This window comes from Nonomuraea recticatena (genome assembly GCF_039533245.1).
Lineage (GTDB): Bacteria > Actinomycetota > Actinomycetes > Streptosporangiales > Streptosporangiaceae > Nonomuraea > Nonomuraea roseola.
In genome coordinates, this window is record NZ_BAAATE010000040.1 from 58241 (window position 1) to 80398 (window position 22158).

Here is a 22158-nt window from a genome sequence, read left to right on the forward strand (position 1 = left end):
CCCGTGACCGTCGCCTCCGCCCCTGCCTCGTGCCGGTCATGGCATTGTCGCGCAGACCTCCCTGTACGGCAGGCCCGGCACGTACGCCGCCCACTCCGCCGCGCTCAACGAGCGTCCCGCCCTCTCGCACGCCCGCGCCCTCACCAGGGCGGGATCCATCGGGTACTCGGTCAGCCGCCCGTCGATGAGGGCCAGCAGCCGACTCCCCGAGAATCCGACGTGGGCGATCGACGGGTCCTCTACAGCGGCGATCACGACCCCGGAGGCGACGTCGTAGACCCGCATGCCCTTGAAGGTGATGGCCACGACGAGTGAGCCGTCGGGCGAGAACGTCAGCTTCCGGTCGGCGGGCATGTCGCGCAGCGGCGCGGAGGACGGCTGCGCCCCCGGTCGCCAGAAGGCCATCCGGGCCGAGCCCTCGGACCAGCCGAAGACGGTGCCGTCGGTGGAGAAGTCCAGCCCTCGCACCCCCGCCCCGAGAGGACGGGGGACGGCCGGCCGTCCCGTCGTCACGTCCAGGAAGCTCTCACCGATGGACAGGTAGCGCCCGTCGGGCGTGAAGGCCAGCTTGTCGGCCATGTCGGCCGGCGCCCGCCAGACCTGCCTGCCGCCGGGCAGCTCGACCATGCTGATATAGGTCTGGCCCGAGACGGCCAGGCGCGCGCCGTCGGGGCTGAAGGCCAGGCCCTGGGGCGACTCGTCGCTCATCGGCAGCTCGGTCGTTCGCCTTCCCGTCGTCGTGTCGAGGACGTGGACGGCGGTGTCGCCGCCCACGGCGACGGCCGAGCCGTCCCCGCTGAAGACGCGCGGGTGCTGAGGGTCCTCCTGCAGGGTGATCGTCCTGCCCGTGGCGAGGTGGTGGAGCTTGCTGCCGCTCAGCACGAGGCGGCCGTCGGTGCTGAGCAGGTTGCCACGCGCGCCCGGGCGCGGCCGGAGGTCGAGCCGCACGCTGACCACGGTGTCTCCCGCGAGGTAGCGCAGGGTGTGACCGTCGGGGTCGAACGCGAGGTCGCCGGCGCCGGGGGCGGCGGGCTCGTCGAGCACCGGCGTGGCGTGGTGGGCCCGCCACACCTGCAGCCCACTGTCGTTCAGCGCGGCGATGAACCTGCCGTCCGGGCTCCAGGAGATGGCGCCGCCCTTCCAGTCGCGCATGTCGTTGTCCGACTCCTTGCCCGTCCGGACGGAGAGGATCTGGATGCTCTGGTCGGGCCCGGGGACGGCCAGCTTCGTGTCGTCCGGACTCAGCGCGTACGTCTGGCACCGCCACGGGCAGTGCCACCACGTCTTCGCTCGTCCATCGGGCAACGGCTGGCGGCGCAGCGCGGAGCCCAGCAGCGTGTACACGGCCGTCTTGCCGTCGGCCGTCACTTCCACGTCCCCGCCGAGCGTGGGCACCTCTGTCTTCTCTCCCGTGCGGGAGTTCCAGTAGGTGGCGCCCTGTCCCCCGTGCACCACCAGAACATCCTCCGACATGCTGTACGACACGTCGAAGTCGAACTGACCCGCGCCCTCGGCCACCGGGTACCGGGGTTCGAGAACGGCGCCCTTCGCCGGGTCCCACAGCCGGACCCCGCCCCCTTCGGTGGCGATCGCGAGCGTGCGGCCGGACGGGCTCGACGCCATCTCGAGCAGCTTGCCCTGCTGGTGGCGGAAGGCGGCCGTCCTGCGTCCCGTGTGCGTGTCCCACACCCTCACCTCGCCGTCGGACGCGCTGAACAGCCGGCGGCCGTCCTTGCTGAGCGCTCTGACGGCGACGGCGGCGGGATCGGTGAACGACCTGGTGGCCGCCGAGGTGAGAGCGCGGTACATCGCCGCCATGGCCTGCGGGGTGGCGGCGATGTCGTGCGCCGCGACGCCGAGCAGCATGCCCAGCACCGGGTCCTTGGCACGCACGGAGTCGGCCAGCGCCGCCAGCCGTCCCGACTCCGCGACGTCGCGCTGCTCGGCCACCTGCCTGCTCTGCTGGACGGCGAAGCCACCCGCGGCCAGTGCGAGCGCCAGCATGACGGCCAGCGCGACCGAGATCACCCGCACCCTGCGGCTCCTCCGCCTGACCAGGGCGACGCCGGCCTCGAGGAAGTCGCGCTCGGCGGGGGTGAGCGTGATGTTCCTGCGCCCTGTGGCCGCCCAACGCTGGGCGGCGTCGAGCGTGCTGCCCTGGAAGAGGTCGCTCTCCCTGCGTCCGCCTGAGGCCCAGCTGGTGGCGGCGGCGGCGATCCGCCGGTGCACGGCCAGGCCGTCCCTCTCCGCCTGGATCCAGGCGCGCAGTCGCGGCCAGGCCATCGGGAGGGCGGGACGCAGCAGCCTGACCGGGTCACCGCCGGAGACCAGGTAGGCGAACGCCTCGAGGACGGGCTCGATGCCGGAGGGAAGCTCGGCGCGGGCGGCCTGGCGTACGGTGAGGTCGCCCTGGTCGGTGACGGTCACCAGACGCAGGAACAGCTCGGGCACCAGCTCGCGCTCGGCAGGGCCGAGCGCGGCGTAGGCGTCCTCGGCGAGAGTGCCGAGTGCGGGGTCGCGGGCCTGCTCGCCGACGCCGGACGCCATCGCGGCGGCCGAACCCGCGCCCTGGGCCAGCAGCCTGGCGGTGTCGAGACCGTCGCCGCTGACCAGCGCGAGCAACAGCTCCCTCGAGGTGGGCCGCTGCCTCGGGTCCTTGGCGAGCGCGGCGGCCACCAGCTCCTTGACCTGGCCGGGCAGCGGCGACAGGTCGGGCTCGTGGGACAGCACGCGGTGCATGACCGCGCCCAGCGAGTCGGCCCTGAACGGGTCCGTCCCCGTGGCGGCGAACAGCACGGTGGCGCCCCAGGCGAACACATCGGCGGGCATGCCCGCCCGCTCCCCCGAGAAGACCTCGGGCGCCATGTAGCTGGGTGTGCCCGCCACCAGCCCCGCCGAGGTGAGCGACATCTCCATCGTGCGGGCCACGCCGAAGTCGATGACCCTCGGACCGTCAGGGCCGAGCAGCACGTTGTCCGGTTTGAGGTCGCGATGGACGACGCCCGCGTCGTGGATCGCCGTCAGCGCGGTGGCCATGGCGGTGGCCAGCCGGTGCAGCTCGTCTCCGCGGAACACCTTGGCCACCTGCCGCAGGCTGGGCCCCTCGACGTACTCGGAGACGATGTAGGGCCGCGGTCCCTCCAGGTCGGCGTCGAGCACCCTGGCGGTGCAGAAGGCTGGGACGCGGCGGGCCGCGGCGGCCTCCTTGGCCAGGCGCGGCTGGACCGAGGGGTCGCCGCGAAACACCTTGATCGCGACGCGCTGACCCTCGGCGTCGTAGCCCTCGTAGACGACCCCCTGGCCGCCCTCTCCTACCCGGCCCGCCAGCCAGTAACCGCCGAGCCGCTGCGGGTCTCCGTCGATCAGCGCATCCCCCATGGCGTGTTGGATGCCCTCGGGAGCCGGAAAGTTGGCGAGGGCGCACCGTTTCTGATCGGCCGCCTCTCGACCGCCCGCCGCCGGGCGGCGATCAGGGGCGCGCGTTGTCGGTGGGGCAGTGCAGTATCGGAGCGCGACCTGATGACGAGAACCGGAGGACTGCGATGTCATCCCCACATGAACATGTGGCCGATCATGCGTTTCTCAGCGACATGTACGAGGACGGGTACTTCCCTGATCACCTCGTCGACAAGGGTAGAGCGATCCTGGTGAGGCTGTGCGAGCGGATCGAGGCGGCGCGGCCGTCGGATCTGGCGGCGCTGTACCAGCTCACGGAGGCTGCGACGGAGGAGTTCAACGCGCTGGAGGCGGAGTTCGAGGCGGCAGGCAGTGAGATCGAGACTGTGGCCAGGGAGGCGATCGCCGAGGACTTCTGGTTCGTGGCGTCGGCCTACGGGTTCGCGGATGCCGACAGGGAGGAGTTGATCGCCCCCCGGAACTGGTGACCCGATCTTCACACAATCTCCACACGACGCGGGCCTGCCCTGCACCCGGAACTCCTACGGTGGGCCCGTGACGACCTCCCGGCGACGCCTTCCCACGACGATCCTCCTGTCCGTCATGGGCGCGGTGACGGTCGCGATGCTGGCCGTGGGACTGCACATCGGCGGGCTGGTGACCGCGCTCTGGCTGCTGGCCCCCCTGGCCGAGGGGCTCGCCTACCTGGTGGCGCTCGCCGTCTACCTGCCTGTCATGACGGTCCTCGTCCGGCGGCGCGGTGTCGCCGCCTGCGCCGCCGGCCTGGTGCTGACGATCGCCGGCCTCGCCGCGCCCGTCACCCTCCAGTTCACCCCCGAGCTGCGCGTCCCCCTCCGCTTCCACCTGGAACGCTTCGCCTTCACCCAGGTGGCGGAGCTGGCCCGCGAGGGGAAGCTGCCCGCCGAGCGGCTCCGCAGCTACCTGGGCGCCGAACTGCCGTCGCACCTGTGCTTCGTCTCGGCCAACTGCCGCGTCTCCGCCCTCGGCACCAGCGGCGGCCGGCCGGTTCTGTTCCTGCCCGACTGGCTCGGCATCCCCGACGACGCCCTCGGCTACGCGCACTTCACCGGCGAGGCCACCGGGAGCTTCGACGCGTACGGCATGCGCGTCTGCCCCACCACTCACCTGGGCGACGGCTGGTGGTGGATGGACAGGTGCCGAGGACCTCGGCGGAGCTGATCTCCATGGTTCCCGCCCATGACGCCGCGGCCCGGACTCCGGGCCGCGTGCGCCTGGCCTCAGCGGTCCACGTGCAGCCGGCCGAACTCGACCAGCGGGGTGCTGCCGGCGAAGTTGCGGTCCACCTCGGCCCGCTCGGCCGCGCTCGGATAGGCGTTCGTGCAGCTCACGGGGGCGCTGGAGCCGGACATCAGGTCGGAGCACAGGCCGGTGCGACGGTCGGGCAGACCTAAGATGTGGCCGATCTCGTGGGCGGCGATGCGCACCGGGTGGTAGCCCTGTGAGGTGGCTTGCCTGCCCATCCAGATCGTGCCCCTGCCCAGGCTGGTGGGCAGGGCGCGGGGCCAGCCGTTGTCGGCGACGACGACGAAGTGGGCGGGGGTGCCGGCGACGAGGCGGACGTTCGTGACGCTGGCGTTCCAGATCTGCGCGGCCTGGTCCACCGCGCCGCGGAACTCGGCAGCCCTGCCGGCGTCGTACCGCAGGACCCTGACCAGGGAGGCGGCCTGCGCGGGCGAGGTGGCCAGCAGGAACGCGAGGGTGAGGACGAGAGAGAGCGCGAGACGGAGGGGTCGGGGCATCGTGTCTCCTCGGACAGTGGGGGTGCTGTCACGGTAGGCGCGACAGCTCCGTCCGGGGATAAGCCAGTTTGCCCCTATTACGGTGGTATGGATGGGTCGATGGTCACCGACCCGACGATCGCGCGGAGGGCGGCGCCGTGGGCGTGGTAGGCCGTGCGGCCCTTCTTGGTGAGGGAGAGCCAGACGCGCTGCCGGCTGTCGCGCACCGCCGGGCCGCCTCCAGCGCGGCGGCGGCCTCAGCGGGTTCCGCTATGGAAACAGTGGGAGCTACACCGCGGTGAAGCGGAAGACGAAGCGCGCCTCCCCCACCCTCAGCTCGTAGCGCGGCAGCACGCCAGGACCGCAGGCCGCGGTGCCGACGCCGTGCTGGGCGTGGTCGAGGTGGACGTGCACCCGCTCCCCCTTCCGCAGGTCGGTCAGGTGGCCGGCGGCGGCCAGTTCCTCCGTGCTCCATCTGCGCACGGTCAGGCCGAACACCGGCTCCCCCTCGATCCGCAGCCCCGGCCCTTCGCCTCCGGTCAGCCGCGCCCACCTGACGTCGGCGCGCTGCCCGTTCTCCTGCGGATAGACGTACGGCGTCTGCAGTTCCTCGATCGAGGCGCCCCAGCCGCCCACCGCGGCCGCCATCCCCGTGTCGGGATAGGCCTCGCCAGGCCCGCGCCCGAACCAGACGACCTCCTCGAAGCTCGCCGGCAGCGTCATGGACAGGCCGAGCCTGGGCAGCGGCAGGGTCCACTCCCCTTCGGGCACCACGTGCACGTCGAGGCCGATCCCCTCCCCCACGTCGCTCCACCGGTAGGTGACGCTCATGCCGAGGTCGGTGGCGGCGGGCGCGACGCGCGACCTGACGGTCAGCACGCCGTCCTCGCGGGAGACGGAGTCGATCCTGTGGGTGAGGCGGTGCAGGCCGAGCGTGCGCCAGTTCCACTCCAGGCCGCCGAAGCGCTCGTTGTCGACGGGCGCGCGCCACAGCTCGAGCCTCGGCCCCTCGACGTCGAGCCCGAACAGCCCGGTCAGCCTGCCCGTCCTGGAGTCGAAGGTGGCGCCTGCGAGCTCGGCGCCCGCCCTGCCGCGGGTCACGACCGGCTCCCGCCGTCCCTCGCCGACCTTCGTCTGGCCCCAGGCCACCTCGTGGCCCGCCTCGGCCCACGGCAGGTCGGCGGCCAGGACCGCACGCACGGTCAGCCACAGCTCGCCCGGCTCCGCCACCTCGGGCAGTGCGGGCAGCTTCACCTCGGCGCCGGGACTCTCGGGCACCTCCAGGACGCCCTCCGCCACCACCGTGCCGTCCGCCGTCAGCGCCCAGGGGAACGACAGCGGGTACGGCACCGCCCGCGTCACCGTGACCGTCCCCTCGTCGAAGGCGAACCTGACCGGTTCGAAGACCTTCTTCAGGTCCAGCAGTCCGGGCGAGGGCGTCCTGTCGGGGAAGACCAGCCCGTCGACCACGAAGTTCGCGTCGTGCAGCGGCTCACCGAAGTCGCCGCCGTAGGCGTAGCCGTACTCCTGGTGGGTCAGGCCGTGGTCGATCCACTCCCAGATGAACCCGCCCGCCAGCCTCGGGTAGGTCTCGAACAGCTCCTGGTACTCCGCCAGGCCGCCGGGCCCGTTGCCCATCGCGTGCGCGTACTCGCACTGCACGAACGGCATCGCCCTGCGCCGCGCGTCCAGCTCGGGGTCGTCGAGGGGATCCTCCTCGCCTCTGCCGATGGCCTCCACCTCGGCGTGCGAGGCGTACATCCTGCTGTAGACGTCGACGTTCGCGCACGACAGGTCGCCCTCGTAGTGGATCGGCCGCGAGGGGTCCCTCTCACGCGTCCAGTCCGCCATGACCTTCAGGTTGGAGCCGACGCCGGCCTCGTTGCCGAGCGACCACATGACCACGCTCGGGTGGTTCTTGTCGCGCTCGACCATGCGCCTCATCCGGTCGAGCAGCGCCTGCGTCCAGCGCGGGTCGTCGGTGGGGTTGCCGCGCCAGGCCGTCTGGCCGAACCCGTGGGTCTCCAGGTCGCACTCGTCGACCACCCACAGGCCGTACTCGTCGCACAGGTCGAGGAAGGCCGGATGCGGCGGGTAGTGGCTGGTGCGGACGGCGTTCACGTTGTGCCGCTTCATCAGCAGCACGTCCTCGACCATCGTCTCGTACGGCACGGCGCGCCCGTGGTCGGGGTGGAACTCGTGCCTGTTGACGCCCTTGAAGACCAGCGGCACGCCGTTGGCCTTGAGCACGCCGTCCTCGACGGTGATCGTGCGGAAGCCCACGCGCAGCCGTACGGTCTCCTCGGCGGTGACGAAGCTCGCCTCGTACAGCCGGGGATGCTCGGCCGACCACGGCTCGGCAGCCACCCGCACCTCGGTGCCAGGAGCCAGATCGGCGACGCCCAGTTCGGGGATGGACAGCAGCCCGTCGCCCTCGAAGCTGAGCGTGCCGTCGGCCGCGGCGCGCACGAACAGGTCGGCGCTCGACCGGGTCAGCTCCACCTCTCGGAAGATGCCGGGCAGCCACCACATGTCCTGGTCCTCGAGGTAGCTGGCGGCCGACCACTGGTGCACCCGTACCGCGAGGACGTTGGCGCCCTCCACCAGGTACGGCCCGGCGTCGAACTCGGCGGGCAGCCTGCTGCCCGTGGAGAAGCCCAGCTCGTGGCCGTTCAGCCAGACCTTGAACGTGGAGTCCACGCCCTCGAAGCGCAGCCGCCCCCCGCTCCAGCCCTCGGGCAGGTCGAAGACGCGCCGGTAGTCGCCCGTCGGGTTCTCGTCGGGAACGCGCGGCGGGTCCACGGGGAAGGGGTAGACGACGTTGGTGTAGACGGGCGCGCCATGACCGTGGAGCGGCCAGTGGGACGGCACCGCCAGCACGTCCCAGGCCGAGTCGTCGAAGGAGGGGGCGGCGAAGTCGTCGGGCAGGTCGGCGACGGGTGACAGGCGGAAGCGCCAGTCGCCTGTGAGGTCGAGGGAGGGGGCGTCGGAGCGAAGCGCGGCGCGCGGTTCGAGGCGTCCGGCACCGGGGGCGAAATCAGCGAAGTACACAGAAACCGATGTTTTCCCAATAAACCGAACATGTCCATGGGTTCGCCGCTGTCCATGGCCTCAGCGCCCGGCGGCACCCGCGTCGCGAGCGCCCGCCCTTCGCGCAAGGTGCATCGTAGGTGGCCGCGACGACACCCAGAGCCTGCGACTCAGGGTGGCAGGGGACTCGAGGGCGGTCCCTTGCGGCAGGACGTGACACCGCATATCGTCCCGATGTATCAGGTCGATATATCGGGCCGATGGTTCCTCCGGCGGAACACGGGAGCTGTGATGAGGCGGATCGACTACGACACGGAGCAGTACCAGGACTACGCGCGTGGCCGGGCGCTCACCGAGCAGCAGCTGCGGACATGGATCAGCGCGTTCGGAGCGGTGCTGCCCGAGCGGCGTCCTCTGGCGGGGCTGGACGTCGGCTCGGGGACGGGCAGGTTCACCCCCGCGCTGGCGCGGGCGTTCGGGCCGGTGACCGGCGTCGAGCCGTCGGTCCGCATGCGCGAGATAGCGCAGACGCAGTCCCCGCACCCCGACGTCCGGTATCTGGCAGGCTCCGCCGAGGACATGCCGGTGCCGTCCGGCAGCGCCGACTACGCGCTCATGTTCTTGTCCTGGCACCACGTCCAGGACAAGCCGCGGGCGGCCCGGGAGCTGGCCAGGGTGCTCAGGCCCGGCGGGCGGCTGCTCCTGCGCGCCAATTTCAGCGACCACCATCCCATGCCGTGGTGGCTGGAGCACTTCCCCCGCGGCCCGGAGGTCGATGCCTCGCTGTTTCAGCCGCTGCACGAGGTCATCGCGATGTTCACATCGGACGGCTGGCGCGTCACCGGTTTCGGCACGGTCCTCCAGCCGTCCTCCGGCACCCGCGCTGACATGCTCGAACGGCTGCGCCTGCGCACCCTTTCGTTCTTCGCCCAGCTCAGTCCCGACGAGCTGGAGACCGGCTTCCGCCGACTGGAGCAGGCTGTCGCCGCAGATCCCGGCGCACCGGCGCCTGCGTTCTCCGAGCCGCTGCTCACACTCGAACGGCGCCGGTAACGCCGACTGCGCCTCGTTGACCTGCCCCGCGACGAGCTCCTCTGCACAGGCGAGGCGTGCGGTCCGGAGCAGCGGGGTCACGGCGCCGAGCCGGCGGGACCGCTTCGATCAGGGCCTGCCGGCGGCGTGCTCGTGGACGGATGCGAGGCGGCGTGCGGCCTCGATCAGCTCGGTGCGGTCGGCGGTGGCGGCGAAGCCGAGGCGGAGGTAGGCCGCAGGGAGCTCGGTGGCGAAGTAGCGGTTGCCGGCGCTGACGGCGACCCCGTGCTGCCGGGCCGTGTCGGCGACCACGGTGTCGTCCGTGCCGTACGGCAGGCGGACCCACAGGTGCAGCCCGCCCGTGGGGATGCGGGTGAGCGTCCAGTCGGGAAGTTCGTGCGCGACGGCGGCCGCCAGCGCTCCGCACCGCTCCCGCAGGGCTGCGGCCAGAGAACGGACATGCCGTTCCCATGTGGGAGAGCTGAGGAGTTCGAGCGCTGTTTCCTGGAGCGGGCGGGTGACGAAGAAGTCGTCGACGAGACGGGTGGCGCGCAGGCGTTCCATCACCGGGCCTCGGGCCACCAGGGCGCCGATGCGCAGGCTCGGCGCCGCCGGTTTGGTGAGCGAGGTCAGGTAGACCACGGTGCCGTCGCGATCGTCGGCCAGCAGAGGCGGCGGCACCGGCGTGCCGTGGCCGAGGTGCCGCGCGAAGTCGTCCTCGATGACGAACGCGCCCGCCGCCCTGGCCGCATCGATGATCTGCCGGCGGCGTTGTGGCGCGAGCACGGTGCCGGTGGGGTTGTGACAGGCCGGCTGGCAGTACAGCAGGCGTGCGCGGGTCATGGCGAAGGCGTCGGCCAGGAGGCCGGGTTGCAGGCCGTCGGCGTCCATCGGCACCGGTACCGGGCGCAGGCCGGCCGCCCTGGCGGCGGCTATCGCTCCCGGATAGGTGGGCGACTCCATCAGGACGGGGTCCCCCGGCGCCGCGATGGCCCGGAACGCCATGGACAGCGCGCTCTGCCCACCGGCCGTGACCAGGATGTCGTCCGCGCTCACGCCGCCGCCGGCCATGGTGGCGAACACGCTGCGCAGGGCCGTCAGGCCGCTGGCGGGGGCGCGGTCCCACGCGTCGGGGCGGCGCGCGGCGCGGGCCAGCGCCGCGGTCAGGATCTGGGTGGGCTGGAGTGATCGATGCAGGTAGCCACCGTCCAGCATGATCGTGCCCGCGGGTGGCGCACCGACGGCGCCGGTGAGGATGCGGGTGTCCACGGTCCGGTCGGCGAGGGTGACGGTCTGCCAGGCGGTGTCGGCCACCTCGGCGCGCCGCTGGGCGCGTGCCGCCACATACGTGCCGCTGCCCGGACGGGTGACCACCAGGCCCTCGGCGGCGAGCGTGGCGATCGCCTGTGACACGGTGGCGGGGCCGACCTGGAAGCGCCGGATCAGCTCGCGGCTGCTGGGCAGACGGTCGCCCGGCGCCAGCCGGTCGATCATCTCGCGCATCCTGGTGGTCAACTCCGCAGAACTGCTACTGTCTGACATGAGAAATGATAATAGCGCTTCCAGGATTTCCCCAGAATCGCTTCTGGACGTCGCGGCCCTGCGCGCGGACACCCCCGGCGCCGGCAACGTCGTGCACTTCAACAACGCCGGTTGCGGTCTGCTGGCCGCGCCCGTGCTGGCCGCGATGGTCGACCACCTGCGGCTGGAGGCGAGCATCGGTGGCTACGAGGCCTCCGCCGCCCGCGCCGAGCAGGTCCGCGAGTTCTACGCCGAGACCGCCGCCCTGATCAACTGCGCTCCCGAGAACATCGCGTTCGCCGGTAGCGCCACCCACGCCTTCTCCACCGCCCTGTCGGCGATCCCGTTCGAGGCGGGTGATGTGATCCTCACGACCCGCAACGACTTCATCTCCAACCAGATCGCCTTCCTGTCGCTGGGCAAGAGGTTCGGCGTGCGGACCGTGCACGCGCCCGACCTGCCAGAGGGCGGGGTGGACGTGGAGGCGATGGCGAGACTGATGAGGGAGCACCGCCCGCGGCTGGTGGCCGCCACCCACATCCCCACCAACTCCGGCCTGGTCCAGCCGGTGGCCGAGATCGGGCGGCACTGCCGCGAGCTCGATCTGCTCTACCTCGTCGACGCCTGCCAGTCGGTCGGCCAGTACCCGATCGACGTCGCGGAGATCGGCTGCGACCTGCTCACCGCCACCTGCCGCAAGTTCCTGCGCGGCCCCCGCGGCTCTGGCTTCCTGTACGTGTCCGACCGCGTCCTGCGCGCCGGTTACGAGCCGCTGTTCATCGACATGTACGGCGCGCGCTGGGTCGAGCCCGGCCGCTACCAGCCCGTCGAGACGGCGGCCAGGTTCGAGGACTGGGAGTTCCCCTACGCCATCGTCCTCGGCTGCGCCGCCGCCGCGCGCTACGCCCGCCAGGTCGGCATGGACGCCATCGCCCGCCGTACCCCCGCCCTGGCCGCAGGGCTGCGCGACAGGCTCGCCGATCTGCCGGGGGTGCGCGTGCTCGACCACGGCCGGCAACTGGGCGCCCTGGTCACCTTCGCCATCGACGGCTGGCAGCCGGAGCCGTTCAAGGCCGCCATGGACGCACGCCGTATCAACTCGGCGCTCAGCTACCGCCACTTCGCGCAGTTCGACTTCGGCGACAAGGACATCGACTGGTGCCTGCGCCTGTCGCCGCACTACTACAACACCGAACAGGAAGTGGACCAGGTCGTCGCGGCGGTCGCCGACCTCAGCCTCGCGGGCGGCAGCCGTGACGACCGCTGAACCTCTCACCGAGCCGGGTGCCGCCTCCGCGCGGGAAGGGCTGTGGCGCAACAGCGACTTCCTGAAGTTCTGGCTCGGCGAGACCCTGTCGCTGCTCGGCACCCAGATCACCAACCTCGCGCTGCCGCTGACCGCGATCTACGCCTTCCAGGCCACCGACGAGCAGGTCGGTCTCCTGCGGTTCCTGCAGCTCGCGCCCTACCTCGGGCTCGCTCTGCTGTTCGGGGTCTGGGTCGACCGGGTCAGGCGGCGGCCTGTCATGGTGTGGGCCAACCTCACCAGAATGGTCCTGCTCGCCCTGATCCCGGTCCTGTCCTGGCTGGACGTCCTCAGCATGGCGCCGCTCCTGGTCATCGCCTGCGTCATCGGCGTCGCTTCGGTGCTGTTCGACGTAAGCTGGATGTCCTTCGTGCCCACCCTCGTGAAGGACCCCCAGCACTACGTCGAGGCCGGCGCCAAGATGGGGATCAGCTCGTCGGCGGCCGACGTGGCCGGTCCCGGGCTCGCCGGTGCCCTGATCAGCGCGCTCACGGCGCCGGTGGCGTTGGTCGTCGACGCGTTCTCCTACCTGGTGTCGCTGGCGTCGCTGCTGCTGATCCGCACGCGTGAGCCACGTCCAGAACCACCCGCGGCGAAGAGACGTCTGCTGACCGAACTGCGAGAGGGTCTGCGCTGGGTCTTCGGCAACCCGATCCTGCGAGCGCTGGCCCTCGTCGGGCTCTGCTGCAACTTCTCCATGGTCACCGTCTGGACCATGTTCCTGCTGTACGGCACGCGTGACCTGCAGCTGGACTCCACGACCCTGGGCGGCGTCTTCGCGACGGCCTCCGTGGGCGGCTTGATCGGCGCGGTGATCTCCCGGAAGATCATCGCGCGATTCCGGCTCGGGCGGGTCTATCTCGTGGCTCAGACGGCTCTCCTGCTGGGACCGACACTGCTCGTCGTGGCGGGCGGCCCGAGGCCGGTGATGGTGGGGATGTTCGTCCTGTCCTTCTTCGCCACCTACCTGGGCCTCGGCGTCGCCAATGTCATCATCGTCAGCCTGCGTCAGACCAGCACCCCGCAGGCGATGATGGGCCGCATGACCGCGGTCTTCCGCACCTTGCTGTTCGGCGGCGGCGCGCTCGGCGGTCTGTCCGCAGGCCTCCTCACGGGTGCGGTCGGCGCCAGGGGCGCGCTCACCATGGCGGCCATCGGCTCGGCCGCCGTGGTGATCGGGCTCGTCGTCTCCCCTGTGAGCCGGCTCCACACCCTGCCGGCGCCGCCACCAGAACCCGCCGCTGCCGGACACGGCCGAGCACGACCTGTCGTCGACGGATCACCTAGCTGATGCTGTTGATCCAGATCCCGATGGGGATGGACGTCGCCGGCGGTCGCACCGCCGGGATCTTGGTTGCGCTTGCAGGGCTGTCGCCATAGTTTCGGCCAGTGCATTCGACCCTCCGGATGGTCCTCGCCTTACTGCTCGCCGCGGCCGCCTGCTCCACCCAGAACACGGGCGCGGCGAGAACCCCCTCCTCGGCTCCGTCCCCACCACCTTCCCCGGCCCCGTCCGCGCTGCCCACGTGCGCGGCCGCAACCGAGCCCGCGTGGACTCCCGTGCCGCTGCCACGCCGGACCGCCAGGGACGGCTGGCGGGTGGTCACCGCCCTCGCCGGGGGCCAGCCGACGGATGTGGTCGCGCTCAAGGACGGGACGGTCTGGGTGGTGGGCGATCGCCATGTCACCCGGCCCACCACACCCCGACGCGAAGGAAACTGCGTCGCCGTCACTCGTGGCGGCAGCATCCCCGTGGTCTGGCGCAAGAAGGGCAGCGAGAACGACAGGCACTGGACGAAGCTGCGCGGACCACGATGCGTCGAGCAACTCACGAGAGTGACCGCGTCCGCCGGCGGGAGCGTGTGGGTGTTCGGTACGAATCCGCTGCCCGAGCAGACACCGGCCTGCATGGCCAAGTGGAACGGCCGTGGCTGGGTGGAGCGGGCGCTGAGGGAGGAGGTGAGCACCGCCGCGGCACTGAAGGACGACGAGGTCTGGACGGTTTCCGGCAAGCTGTACGACCGGACGCTCACGCAGTGGGTCGATGGCAAGCCACACGATCACCGGCTGGCCATGAGCCCTGAAGTGATCGCCACCCGCGGGGAGGGAGAACTCTGGGCGGCCGGGTTCCGCGCAGACCGAGACACCTTGGATCCCGCACAGGGCAATGAGCTGAGACTGGCCCGCTGGGACGGCAGGCGATGGCACAAGATCCCCTCCCCCAAGCCGCCTCTGCCGGAGCAGGAAGACCCAAGGGTCATCGTCACCGACCTGGTCGCGATCGGTCCGAGTGACGTATGGGTGGCGGCCAACATAGAGGTCTTCGACGAGGAACCGGGCTATCTGCTCCTGCTGCACTGGGATGGCGCCGCATGGTCGTGGCAGCGCGGCTCGAAGAAGAGCGTGAGCGATCAGCTGGTACCGGACGGCCGTGGAGGATTCTGGCTCACCGGTGTGGAGGAGGACGACCTGCAGCACATGAAGGGCCGTCGTCGGACACCCGTGCGGCTCCCCCTGTCCGAAGACCTCGTGCACCTGGCGATCTCCCGTGTCCCCGGGTCCACCCGCGTCTGGGGAGTGGGAGTGGAGTCGGAAACAGAGTACGGCAACCTGATCTGGAGCAGCGGATGAGGAGGTCCTCACCCCACCGGCATCTCCTGATCACCCAACGCGAGGCGCCCGCCGCCGACAACGGCCCGGAACCTGTCGCCGAACGTGCCGGCCGGGTTTCTGCGGGACCTAACACGGCACTTTCCTGCGGTGTACGGCGATCGCCACCCCGAGGGCGAGGGCGGCATATCCGCAGGTCACGGCCAACCCTCCCCATGGCGGGAGCGGGTAGTAGCCACCGAGCAGTGAATGGTCCACGTCCACATGCGCGAAGGTGGGGACGCTCTGCGTGATCGCGAACCCGGCGGCAGGGGTGATCATCAGCAGCCATGGCACCAGACCCGCGGTCGCCAGCAGGTAGGGCACGACGACCAGCGCGATGGCCAGGCCGATGGCGACGACGCCCCGCATGACCAGCGCGGCGAGGCCCAGAGCCAGCACGGCGGCGGCCGCGGTCAGCGCCGCGTAGCCGACGATCACCCGGAGCCCGGTGCCCAGGGTGATCGGCTGAATCGGGTTCTGATTGGCGTGCAACAGCGCCAGACCGGCAGGAACCACGATGCCCGAGGTCGCCAGCCCGGCCACGAACGCGACCGCACCGACGACCATGGCCTTGGCCGCCAGTAAGGGCGCTGGATGCGGCTCGGCCAGCAGGCTCGTCCTGATCTGCCGGTCTTCCGCCGTGAAGAACGTGACCGCCACCACGAGCACCAGGATCAGCCCCACAGCTCCGCCGATCAGCGTGAAGTCAGCGCGCAGACCGCCCGTCACCGTGGCGGGCCCGATGTCACCGCCCCCTGTCACGAGGATCTGGTCGCCGGACTCGACGACCCGGCCCGGGTGATGCGGGGTCCTGCCGTCGGGCTTCATGACGACGCCGACGTCGTCGTGCCGCCACGAACCGTTCGCGCCCTGCAGCTTGATCTGGTCGAAGGTGGCGGTGGCCTGGGCGAAGCGTGACGCCATCTCCCGCAGAGCGCCTGGCGAGGTGGCGAACAGCCCGATCTGGACCGTCTCCGGCAGGCCGGTCAGCTTGACCGTACCGACCTCGGTCCACGTCTTGCCGTCGCCCGACTCGTAGCCGGTGAGAGTGTCACCCGACCTGGTCAGCCGCAGCCACCGGGGCGTCTGCACAGGACCGCCGGCCATGTCGTGGATGAAGTTGTGTTGCATCCTCACACCGTGGCTGCCAGTGATCATGACAGCGGCATACGGTGTGCCCTGCTTGAGGCTCTGCCTGACGAGAAGCCCGGCCTTCGCCCATGGCATCACTCCCTCCTCATAGCCGGGGTGCACTCCGGGTATGGCGTCCGGCGGCCGGAACTGCCCGGTCATGTCCGACACGCGGGCGGTGATGCTGCCGTCCCCCTTGAGTGGCTGGTGCACGAAGTAGTACTTGTCGTTCACCGCCGTGCCATCGGGTCCCAGCAGAGGCGCGGGACAGGGGCCCTCGCCCTTCCCTGTTACGCAGGTACTGCGGGCGCCTCCGGCGATCAGCAGTCCGAGCGACACGGTGACCAGCACGGAGGCCACCATGAGGAGCACCCAGCCGCGCCCGGTGCGGAACCTGGTCCACTCCGCGCGCAGCAACTGAGGGAAGCCGTCCCGCCCGACCCGTTGGCTGGATCGGTATGGCGTAGATGAACTCATGCCGACGGTTGTACGCGGCACCCGGTTCCAGCAGGGTCGCAGCCGCTGCGACCCGGCTGCGACCCGGGATCTGGCAAGGTTGGCCCATGGCACCTCGACCCGGCGGCCGGTTCGCTCGCCCTGCCCGCACGACGACCGGCGGTGACCGGCGGTGAGGGTCCTCGTCGTCGAGGACTTCGAGGTCCTCGCCCGCTCCATCGGGACCGGGCTGCGCCGCGAGGGCATGGCCGTCGACGTCGTCCTGGATGGAACCGCCGCCCTCGACCGCCTGGCCGTCACCCGCTACGACGTGGTGATCCTCGACCGCGACCTGCCCGGCGTCCACGGGGACGAGATCTGCAGGCGACTGGCCCACGGCCGCTGTGAGACCCGTGTGCTGATGCTCACCGCCTCCGGCACGATCGAGGACCGTGTCGACGGGCTCAGCCTCGGCGCCGACGACTACCTGCCCAAGCCGTTCGCGTTCGCCGAACTGGTCGCCCGCGTCCGGGCCCTGGCCCGGCGCGCCACCCCGCCGCTACCACCCACCCTGGCGTGCGGGGACATCACCCTCGATCCGGCCCGCCGTACCGCGGCCCGGGGCGGCCGGCGCCTTGAGCTGAGCCCCAGGGAGTTCGCCCTGCTCGAGTGCCTGCTCGCCGTACCCGGCCTGGTCATCTCCGCCGAGGAGTTGCTCGAACGTGTCTGGGACGAGGCCGCCGACCCCTTCAGCAGCGCCGTCAAGCACACCATGCACCGGTTACGGGTCAAGCTCGGCGAACCGCCCGTGATCGAGACCATCCGCGAAGGCGGCTACCGCATCGGGCCGTCATGACCTCCCGGCAGCTCGCCAGAAGGTCCCTGCAGACGCGGCTCGCGCTCGCCTACGCGGCGGGCATCTACGCCGCCGGAGTCTTGGTCCTGGTATTCGTCGACGTCCCGCTCGCCACCATCCACGCGGCCGTCCCCGCAGGCCATCCCCCATCGAGCGGGATCGCCGCCGGGCCAGGGATCAGCCTGCCCCAACTCCTCATGGGATCCGCCGTCGCCCTGGTCATTCTGGTTCCCGTCGCCCTGACTCTCGGCTGGTACGTCGCCGGCCGGTTCCTGCACCCGCTGCGCGCCATCACCGCCACCGCCAGAATCATCTCCGCCGGAAACCTCCACCGACGCCTCGACCTCGGCGAGCCCACGGACGAGCTGACCGAACTCGGCCACACCCTCGACGACCTGTTCACCCGCCTGCAAGCCTCCTTCGACGCCCAACGCCACTTCGTCGCCAACGCCTCCCATGAGCTGCGCACCCCGCTCGCCGGCCTGCGCACCCTCCTTGAAGTCGCTCTCACCGACCCCGATGCCGACGCCGACACCCTGCGCTCGGCCTGCCAGGAGGCCCTCGCCCTGGGCGGACACCAGGAGCGGCTCGTCCAGGCACTGCTCGCGCTGGCCACCAGTGAGCGGGGCGTCACCCGCTGGGACCGCCTCGACCTCGCCCACGTCGTCGAAGGAGTGCTCGCCTCCCGCCGCGACCAAGCCGCAAAGAGGGGCATCGACCTCGCCGAACACCTGAAGCCCGCAGTGACAGCCGGGGACCCGAGACTGATCGAGAGCCTCGTCGCCAACCTCATCGACAACGCCATCCGCCACAACCACGAACACGGGCACGGGCACGTCCAGATCAACACGCGGAGCTCCGGCACACAGGTGGCCCTTACGGTCGCCAACAGCGGGCCGGCCGTCCCCGACGACCAGATCCAGCGCCTCTTTCAACCCTTCCAGAGACTGGCGCCTGATCGTCACGGCCGCCACGACGGCTACGGCCTCGGCCTCGCCATCGTCAATGCCGTCACCCAAGCTCACCACGCCACCCTCACCGCCGACGCACGCCCCGAAGGGGGTCTGTCCATCACCGTGCGGTTCGCGCAGGGATCTCATCCGAACCTTCCCTGACATCAGGGGACGACTACGCAGGGGCTCGCGGCCGGCGCCGGAGCGCCTCGAGGCGAACTGGCCGTGGTCCTTCGGGGCAGACCCGTCCTCACGCCCGCCCGGCTGGGGACAGCCGGAGACCGTGGAGCGCTCGCAACCGGATGGCCGGTAGCCGCGGGGCGGCGGTCACGGCTGCCTTCTCGGGTCGAATCCGGTGACGTCCGCCAGCTGCTGGAACAGGCGGCGCTCGTCCTCGCTGAGCGGGGCGGGGACCACGATCCTGGTCTCGGCGTACAGGTCGCCGGGGTCTGCCTGGGGGTTGGGCAGGCCACGGCCGTGGAGCCGGAGACGGTCACCGCTCGAGGTGCCCGGCGGCACCTTGATCAGTTCCGGGCCGGCGGGTGTGTCCACCGGCACGACGGCTCCCAGCGCGGCCTCCCACGGAGCCAGACGAAGCTCCACGTGGATGTCGCGCCCCCGCACCCGGTACTTCGGGTGGTCGGCGATGCGTACCACGAGGAAGAGATCGCCGTCAGGCGCTCCGGCCCTGCCGCGCCCGCCCTGCCCGGCGATCCGGAGGCGCTGGCCTGCGACGAATCCAGGAGGGATCACGATCTCCATCCGGTGGCGGCCGTCGAGGGTGAGGACGCGGCGGGCGCCGCGGTAGGCCTCCTCGACGGTGATCTCGAGCTCGGCCTCCTGGTGGGCGCCCGCGGCGGAGGCCCATCCCTGGTACGTCCGCTCGCCGTACAGGTCGCCGAACAGGTCACCGAACCCGGGAGCCGCCGTCCAGGCCGGGGCGGGCCCCGGTGCCGGCGCTCCTGTCCGGACCCGTACGTGCGGCTGCATGTCGAAGTCCCAGCCTGCCGAAACCCGCTGGACGCCCTGCGCGGCCGCGTCGTAGCGCCTGCGCGCCGCAGGGTCACCCAGGACGCGGTAGGCCTCGGTGATCTCTTTGAAGCGCTCCTCGGCGCCGGGCTCACGATTGACGTCAGGGTGGTAGAGGCGGGCCAGCCTGCGGTAGGCGCGCTGGATCTCCTCCCGGCTCGCAGTCCTGGCGACCTCCAGCGCCTGGTAGAAGTCCTTCGCCATCGCCCGACCCCTTGGTCACTGCGTGATAGCTCGGGAAGGCCGGCCGTCTCGGGTCAGTCCGGCTCGGCGTTCCACGGTTGCTGTGCCCGCCCGCCCGGTAACCGGCTCGGGGGTGGCCGCGTGCCGTCGACCCGGCCGGCGGACCACCGCGTGGCGGACCTGGTGCAGGTCGGCGGCCTGGCCGAGCGCGGCAGGGTGACGAGCGGCCTCCCGGCCGGGGGCGGGCCACGGGACCATGCGCGGCGGTGCCGCGCCATGGCCCGCCCCACGGAGCGGGTCAGGCGTTGATGGCTTTGCTGTCGCCGCGGCTGATCTCCACCTTGCGCGGCTTGGCCTTCTCCATCACGGGGATGTGCACGGTGAGGACACCGTTGGCGTATTCGGCGTCGATCCTGTCGCTGTCGAGGTGCTCGGACAGGTAGACGCGGCGGGTGAAGGCTCCCATCACCCGTTCGCGGACGAAGACGCGCTCGTCCTGGCCGAACTCCTCCTCGCGGCGGGCGCTCACCGACAGCACCCCGCGGTCGACGGTGACCTCGATGGAGTCGGGGTCGATACCGGGCAGATCGAACCGCAGCACCACGTCGCCGGCGCGGCGGATTCCGTCCATCGGCATGATCGCGCCGGCGCCCTCGGCGGCGGCCTGGCGGGTCAGCCGATCGAACTGACGCTCGAACTCCTGCACGAAGGGGTCGATCGACGTCAGCAGCATCGTGCCTCCGAAGATCCCCCGGGGCCGACGGGCACCCGGGATGCCTGTTCTGCCAAGAGGAAACCTCTAATCCAGATTGTAGATAATCTCGGTGCCCAATTGTCAACTCCCTCGAGGTCGAGCCTCTGCGGGATCCGACGCCACCGCTTCGGACGCCGCCTTCAGGCCGAGCACCTGGGCGGACTGACCGGTGATGTGGGCGGGGTGTCCAGATGGTCGAGCCGTTCGATCGACATGAAGTACGTGCGGCCACTCGCCCGGTACGTGAAGAAGGAAGAGAGGGGGTTGACAGATTCTTGCAGCACTGGCTATAGAAAATGTGTATCGGTCGATGACCTGGCGGCGCTGTCAGAGGTTTCCGGGGAGGGATCGACATGCAGGATCTGGCCACGCGGCGCGTGGACGGTGAGTTCGCGGAGCTGATCTGCGCCGACGATCAGTGGCTGCGAGAAACGTTCGACGCCCTGATCGCGGCAAGTTATGGGCCGCCACCTGCCGGTCCCTGGCCTCCTGCCCCTCCTCGGACGCCGCCGACCGGGCCGTCGCACCGGCGGCTCCACCTCCGGCGCGACGGTCGGATGCCGGAAGGCGTCCTGGTGGCGAAGCCGTCAGGCATCCGGCTCGGCCGCTCACCGCCGAACCCGTCGTGATCCGGCCGTGCGTCCTCAGACGTCGACCGGCGACCCGGTCGGCACCTCCATCACACGGCGCAGAAGGGGGGAGGTGAACACATCCCAGAACACGTACTCATACCTCGCTCCAAGCTCATGTCATCGGGCCGGCGGGCTCTTCCCCGCCGGCCCTTTCCAGATCAGCCGGCCTGAGGCCCTGCGCTTCGGTCTCCGAGCGTGGTCGTCGCAGTCCGCCACCCACCAGGGCGTGGGTCAGGCGATCCGCGCGAGCGTCACGCCTTTCCGTCAAGGCGTGAAGACGTCGCCGCGGCGGCCGAAGGGCGCGGTGGCGAACCGGAAGGCGATCTTGGCGGGAGTCAGCCAGCGGACGTGCGCACCGTTGCGCGCTCTGCTGATCACCTTGTCGGCCAGCCAGGGGGCGACGGTCTCCACGCGATCGGCCAGGATCGACATCATCCTCGCCGCGCGTTCGCGCTCGGCGGCGGAGTAGCCGTGGGTGAGCAGGTCGGTGACCACAAGGCCGGGACTGAGCAGGCCGACGGTCACTCCGCCTGGAACCTCCTTCGCGAGGGCGTCGGTCAGATAGGTGCTCGCTCGCTTGGTGGCGCCGTACACGCCGAGGCCCCTGACGATACGGCCGTCGCTGCCCAGTCCTTCCATGTTCCACACGTGACCGCCGCCTTGTGCGGCCATGCCGCCGATGGCGACGGAGGAACCGTTGATCACTCCGAGCACGTTGACGTCCACAACCCTTCGGGCCTGCTCGGCGGGCAGTCGCCAGACGGGCTCACGGGCATGCGAGACTCCCGCGTTGTTGATCCAGATGTCGACGCGGCCGTACCGGTCGACGGCCGCGTCCCACAGGCTTTGCAACTGGTCACGGCTGGTGACGTCGGCCACCCTCGCCAGGACACCCAGCGCGGCGGCGGCCGTGCTGACCCGGTCGGCGCCGGTGCCGCAGACGGCCACCCGATGGCCCTGCTCCACCAGCGCCCTGGCCAGGCCGAAGCCGAGGCCGCGGGTCCCGCCGGTGATCACGATCATCTTCGCGACGCGAGAAGCGCGCTCACCGGTCGCAGGCGCATGGTGATCGGCCATGCAAGGACCCTAGCTCAGGTCGGCGGGGAGAGGTCGCCCTGGCTCGGGCGGTCGGGCTTGCGGGAGGCGAGTGGCGAGGCCTCGTCTCCAGGTGCGATCTCGGCGTGTTCCTCGCCGTGACCGCGTCCGTGACCGTCGTCCAGCGGGATCTTCTCCCCGCCGTACGCCTTCGACATCCGCCCGCGCAGCTTGCCCAGCGGACCGCGCACACCCCTCGGCGGAATCCCGTCGGCGTCGGAACCGATCTCCACCTGCCTGATCGCCTCCTTGCCCCGCACGTGTGCCTCGATGTCCTCCGCCGCGGGCGTGTGGATCTCGATGAACTCACCGTGCGGCAGCCGCTTGATCACGCCCGACTCCACGCCGTGCCCGATGACCGCGGCGTCGGAGCGCTGCAGTCCCAGACAGATG

At 71.0% G+C, this 22158-nt stretch carries 18 protein-coding genes and 1 pseudogene; 9 read left to right on the forward strand and 10 right to left on the reverse strand.

Features of this window, described 5'->3' with window-relative positions; translation table 11 throughout:
* Positions 1-36 precede the first annotated feature (36 nt).
* The gene (locus ABFX50_RS43775; RefSeq protein WP_346155246.1) at positions 37-3378 is read right to left on the reverse strand and encodes a protein kinase domain-containing protein; all 3342 of its coding nucleotides are present in this window, start codon (positions 3376-3378) and stop codon (positions 37-39) included.
* Between the two features lie 185 nt (positions 3379-3563).
* Between ABFX50_RS43775 and ABFX50_RS43780 the strand changes: the two genes are divergently transcribed.
* A complete protein-coding gene (locus ABFX50_RS43780) occupies positions 3564-3884 on the forward strand; it encodes a DUF5713 family protein (protein ID WP_428834729.1) in 321 nt (106 codons plus the stop codon).
* Between the two features lie 67 nt (positions 3885-3951).
* Positions 3952-4596 (forward strand): hypothetical protein, encoded by a 645-nt coding sequence (locus ABFX50_RS43785; protein WP_346155249.1) that lies wholly within the window; start codon positions 3952-3954, stop codon positions 4594-4596.
* A 59-nt stretch (positions 4597-4655) separates the two neighbouring features.
* On the opposite strand, the gene ABFX50_RS43790 is transcribed toward ABFX50_RS43785, so the two are convergent.
* The 3 genes from ABFX50_RS43790 to ABFX50_RS43800 form a co-directional block, all read right to left on the reverse strand.
* Positions 4656-5177, reverse strand: coding sequence for a snapalysin family zinc-dependent metalloprotease (locus tag ABFX50_RS43790; RefSeq protein WP_183644480.1), 522 nt, complete (start codon positions 5175-5177; stop codon positions 4656-4658).
* A gap of 77 nt (positions 5178-5254) precedes the next feature.
* Positions 5255-5383 carry a hypothetical protein gene (locus ABFX50_RS43795; RefSeq protein WP_346155252.1) on the reverse strand — a complete coding sequence of 43 codons (129 nt, stop codon included), beginning with the start codon at positions 5381-5383 and terminating at the stop codon, positions 5255-5257.
* Between the two features lie 61 nt (positions 5384-5444).
* On the reverse strand, positions 5445-8207 hold the full coding sequence (locus tag ABFX50_RS43800) for a glycoside hydrolase family 2 TIM barrel-domain containing protein (protein WP_346155255.1): 2763 nt from the start codon (positions 8205-8207) through the stop codon (positions 5445-5447).
* Positions 8208-8477: 270 nt separating this feature from the next.
* On the opposite strand from ABFX50_RS43800, the gene ABFX50_RS43805 reads away from it, so the two are divergent.
* A complete protein-coding gene (locus tag ABFX50_RS43805; RefSeq protein WP_346155257.1) occupies positions 8478-9239 on the forward strand; it encodes a class I SAM-dependent methyltransferase in 762 nt (253 codons plus the stop codon).
* A gap of 108 nt (positions 9240-9347) precedes the next feature.
* Here ABFX50_RS43805 and ABFX50_RS43810 read toward each other — a convergent pair whose 3' ends face one another.
* On the reverse strand, positions 9348-10760 hold the full coding sequence (locus tag ABFX50_RS43810) for an aminotransferase-like domain-containing protein (RefSeq protein WP_346155258.1): 1413 nt from the start codon (positions 10758-10760) through the stop codon (positions 9348-9350).
* Between ABFX50_RS43810 and ABFX50_RS43815 the strand changes: the two genes are divergently transcribed.
* The 3 genes from ABFX50_RS43815 (at position 10759) to ABFX50_RS43825 (ending at position 14676) form a co-directional block, all read left to right on the forward strand.
* Positions 10759-12006: an aminotransferase class V-fold PLP-dependent enzyme gene (locus tag ABFX50_RS43815; RefSeq protein ID WP_346155260.1), complete on the forward strand. Its 1248-nt coding sequence runs from the start codon at positions 10759-10761 to the stop codon at positions 12004-12006. The two genes, ABFX50_RS43810 and ABFX50_RS43815, sit on opposite strands and share 2 nt — an antisense overlap.
* Positions 11993-13336, forward strand: coding sequence for an MFS transporter (locus ABFX50_RS43820; RefSeq protein WP_346155262.1), 1344 nt, complete (start codon positions 11993-11995; stop codon positions 13334-13336). Before ABFX50_RS43815 ends, ABFX50_RS43820 begins: the two co-directional genes overlap by 14 nt.
* A gap of 98 nt (positions 13337-13434) precedes the next feature.
* The gene (locus ABFX50_RS43825) at positions 13435-14676 is read left to right on the forward strand and encodes a hypothetical protein (RefSeq protein ID WP_346155264.1); all 1242 of its coding nucleotides are present in this window, start codon (positions 13435-13437) and stop codon (positions 14674-14676) included.
* A gap of 108 nt (positions 14677-14784) precedes the next feature.
* On the opposite strand, the gene ABFX50_RS43830 is transcribed toward ABFX50_RS43825, so the two are convergent.
* Positions 14785-16305 carry a DUF1349 domain-containing protein gene (locus ABFX50_RS43830; protein ID WP_346155267.1) on the reverse strand — a complete coding sequence of 507 codons (1521 nt, stop codon included), beginning with the start codon at positions 16303-16305 and terminating at the stop codon, positions 14785-14787.
* 151 nt (positions 16306-16456) lie between these two features.
* On the opposite strand from ABFX50_RS43830, the gene ABFX50_RS43835 reads away from it, so the two are divergent.
* Together ABFX50_RS43835 and ABFX50_RS43840 are read left to right on the forward strand one after the other, a co-directional pair.
* On the forward strand, positions 16457-17119 hold the full coding sequence (locus ABFX50_RS43835) for a response regulator transcription factor (RefSeq protein WP_346155269.1): 663 nt from the start codon (positions 16457-16459) through the stop codon (positions 17117-17119).
* Positions 17116-18234: a sensor histidine kinase gene (locus ABFX50_RS43840; RefSeq protein ID WP_346155273.1), complete on the forward strand. Its 1119-nt coding sequence runs from the start codon at positions 17116-17118 to the stop codon at positions 18232-18234. Before ABFX50_RS43835 ends, ABFX50_RS43840 begins: the two co-directional genes overlap by 4 nt.
* 165 nt (positions 18235-18399) lie before the next feature.
* Here the strand turns inward: ABFX50_RS43840 and ABFX50_RS43845 are convergent, their stop codons facing one another.
* Positions 18400-19305: a DnaJ C-terminal domain-containing protein gene (locus tag ABFX50_RS43845; protein ID WP_346155276.1), complete on the reverse strand. Its 906-nt coding sequence runs from the start codon at positions 19303-19305 to the stop codon at positions 18400-18402.
* A 277-nt stretch (positions 19306-19582) separates the two neighbouring features.
* Complete coding sequence (locus ABFX50_RS43850) at positions 19583-20017, reverse strand: Hsp20/alpha crystallin family protein (RefSeq protein ID WP_183644520.1); 435 nt, start codon at positions 20015-20017, stop codon at positions 19583-19585.
* A 374-nt stretch (positions 20018-20391) separates the two neighbouring features.
* On the opposite strand from ABFX50_RS43850, the gene ABFX50_RS43855 reads away from it, so the two are divergent.
* A complete protein-coding gene (locus ABFX50_RS43855) occupies positions 20392-20667 on the forward strand; it encodes a hypothetical protein (protein WP_346155279.1) in 276 nt (91 codons plus the stop codon).
* Between the two features lie 267 nt (positions 20668-20934).
* Here the strand turns inward: ABFX50_RS43855 and ABFX50_RS43860 are convergent, their stop codons facing one another.
* Together ABFX50_RS43860 and ABFX50_RS43865 are read right to left on the reverse strand one after the other, a co-directional pair.
* Complete coding sequence (locus tag ABFX50_RS43860) at positions 20935-21747, reverse strand: SDR family oxidoreductase (protein WP_346155281.1); 813 nt, start codon at positions 21745-21747, stop codon at positions 20935-20937.
* Between the two features lie 14 nt (positions 21748-21761).
* Positions 21762-22158 (reverse strand): annotated as a pseudogene (locus tag ABFX50_RS43865) (hypothetical protein); the annotation flags it as partial.

Bases quoted from the DNA above. Each gene is read 5' to 3' on its own strand.
- ABFX50_RS43775 (WP_346155246.1), bottom strand. From the start codon at position 3,378: ATGGGGGATGCGCTGATCGACGGAGACCCGCAGCGGCTCGGCGGTTAC.
- ABFX50_RS43790 (WP_183644480.1), bottom strand. From the start codon at position 5,177: ATGCCCCGACCCCTCCGTCTCGCGCTCTCTCTCGTCCTCACCCTCGCG.
- ABFX50_RS43805 (WP_346155257.1), top strand. From the start codon at position 8,478: ATGAGGCGGATCGACTACGACACGGAGCAGTACCAGGACTACGCGCGT.
- ABFX50_RS43815 (WP_346155260.1), top strand. From the start codon at position 10,759: ATGAGAAATGATAATAGCGCTTCCAGGATTTCCCCAGAATCGCTTCTG.
- ABFX50_RS43810 (WP_346155258.1), bottom strand. From the start codon at position 10,760: ATGTCAGACAGTAGCAGTTCTGCGGAGTTGACCACCAGGATGCGCGAG.
- ABFX50_RS43830 (WP_346155267.1), bottom strand. From the start codon at position 16,305: ATGAGTTCATCTACGCCATACCGATCCAGCCAACGGGTCGGGCGGGAC.
- ABFX50_RS43840 (WP_346155273.1), top strand. From the start codon at position 17,116: ATGACCTCCCGGCAGCTCGCCAGAAGGTCCCTGCAGACGCGGCTCGCG.
- ABFX50_RS43845 (WP_346155276.1), bottom strand. From the start codon at position 19,305: ATGGCGAAGGACTTCTACCAGGCGCTGGAGGTCGCCAGGACTGCGAGC.
- ABFX50_RS43850 (WP_183644520.1), bottom strand. From the start codon at position 20,017: ATGCTGCTGACGTCGATCGACCCCTTCGTGCAGGAGTTCGAGCGTCAG.
- ABFX50_RS43855 (WP_346155279.1), top strand. From the start codon at position 20,392: ATGCAGGATCTGGCCACGCGGCGCGTGGACGGTGAGTTCGCGGAGCTG.
- ABFX50_RS43860 (WP_346155281.1), bottom strand. From the start codon at position 21,747: ATGGCCGATCACCATGCGCCTGCGACCGGTGAGCGCGCTTCTCGCGTC.